Source organism: Pseudomonas sp. P5_A2_2, assembly GCF_054177685.1.
In genome coordinates this window covers 1-1,388 of record NZ_JBGCUL010001108.1, presented here as the reverse complement: position 1 = coordinate 1,388, position 1,388 = coordinate 1, and the positions used below count along the sequence as shown (strand labels likewise).

The window sequence follows — 1,388 nt, the reverse complement described above, 5'->3', positions numbered from 1 at the left end:
GTTCATCGTGCAAGCGTCCTACAACTCCGACTCGTCCGGCACTGACGCCCCGCTCAGCCTGGTGCTTCAGCACATCTCCCAGCTCAAGCCGGTGCTGGCCCAGAACGCCGACGTGATCCCCTTCATGAAGGCCGGCTTCATCGGGGCCTACGGCGAGTGGTGGGGCAGCTCGAACGGGCTGGACACCAGCGATACAAGTCGGGCGGCCATCAAGGACGCGCTGCTGGCCAACACGCCCGCTTCCACGATCGTTCACTTCACCGCCTCGAGCGACTTCGCCAAGTGGGCCCCGGGCAATCCGACGGGCGCTGCCGCGGCGCGCATGGGCTTCCAAAACGACTGCTTCCTTGCCAACGACACCGACGCGCATCAGTTCACCGGCCTGAGCGACCCGATGCGCGACTACATCAAGACGATGACGCAAACCACCAGCTTCGGTGGCGAGACCTGTAGCGACGTGTCCAACCCTGAGCAACGGCGCATAACATGCGCAGACATCTTGAGCGAAGGGGCCGCCTACAAGTTGACGTGGCTGGGCAATGGCGGGCTTTTCCCTGACAGCTGGAAGGCCGCAGGATGCTTTCCCCAAGTCAGCCGCTCGATGGGCTACCGCTTGCAGCTGGACGGCGCAAGCCATGTCACCACCGCCGCGAAGGGCAGCACCGTCGCGGTCAACGTGAACCTGCGCAACGTGGGCTGGGGCCGCATGTTCTCCAAGCGTCCGCTGGTGGTCACGCTGCGCAACAAGAGCACGGGTGCCACCATCACCGGCTCGGCCGGTAATCTGAGCACGGTGGCCGCCGGCGCCTCGGGACAGATCGCCGTGAATGTGAGCATCCCCTCGGGGGCCGCGGCCGGCACCTATGACGTGCAGATCAGCGCACCCGACATCTGGTCCACCACCGCTGCCGACGCCCGCTTCGCCGTGCGCTTCGCCAACGCCGACAGCGGCGCTCAGACCTGGGACGCTTCCGCCGCGCGCTTCTCCACGGGCACCACCCTCAGCGTGCAGTAGTCGCTGTAGCTGGCTGCAGCTGGCGGTAGCCAACAGCAGCATGCACCACTTCAGATGCCCGCTTTCGCGGGCTCTTTTTTTTGCGCTCGGTGCCTGGACCAAACCGTAACTTTCATTGCCTGATTTTTGCGGCGGCACTGCTGGACGTCGGTCTTGTAAGTCACCGCAACCGAACCCTGTCCATTTGCGGCACAGAGCGCCGGGATTTGGTCGACACCCGAGCCTCAGAGGGGGTGGTTCGGATCCTGCGATCGAAGACTGCATCCGCATGTGACGGCGGTCCGCAGTTCCGGACCGCCGCGCACAGGCCAGCGCACCACTGCCCTGTCCGATCTACGCACCGGTACGCCCTGTCCGATCTACGCACCGGTAC

Annotated in this window: 1 protein-coding gene; it reads left to right on the top strand. The window is 65.0% G+C overall.

The window, feature by feature from the left end; translation table 11 throughout:
* The coding region (locus ACXRVY_RS29230; protein ID WP_458238986.1) for a DUF4832 domain-containing protein at positions 1 to 1,015 on the top strand (1,015 nt) is incomplete at its 5' end.
* Positions 1,016 to 1,388: the final 373 nt, after the last annotated feature.